This window comes from Gilvimarinus gilvus (assembly GCF_030518155.1).
GTDB lineage: Bacteria > Pseudomonadota > Gammaproteobacteria > Pseudomonadales > Cellvibrionaceae > Gilvimarinus > Gilvimarinus gilvus.
In genome coordinates, this window is sequence record NZ_JAULRU010000784.1 from 1 (window position 1) to 320 (window position 320).

The 320-nt window shown below is 26.9% G+C and carries 1 protein-coding gene; it reads right to left on the minus strand.

What is annotated here, in order from left to right; translation table 11 throughout:
- Window positions 1-320, minus strand: a 320-nt coding sequence (locus tag QWI17_RS20080; RefSeq protein WP_302724313.1) for a hypothetical protein, incomplete at both ends; no start/stop codon positions are given.

A 320-nucleotide genomic window follows, 5' to 3' on the forward strand; every position in this document is an offset into this window, starting at 1 on the left:
TTAATACAACAACATTTTTAGAAGTTTTGAAATTATTTTTGACAGGATTTTTGAGTAATGGATAATAAAAGTCAACTAAATCGAGTTCGTTTTGTGGTGAAATAGTCGGAAAAATAAATCGATGTTCAATTACTTTTAAACTAATAGATAAATATGCTTCGAAGAGATGAAGTTGCTCGAAAAATGAATTGATTTGTGCTTTGTTTTCAATCAATAAATCGTTTGCGTTTAGAATTTCCTTGCTCTTAAATTTTCTATTTCGAATGAATTGATAATTTTTTTCCGTTTCAATTGACATCAATGTAGCAATCATATTGTCT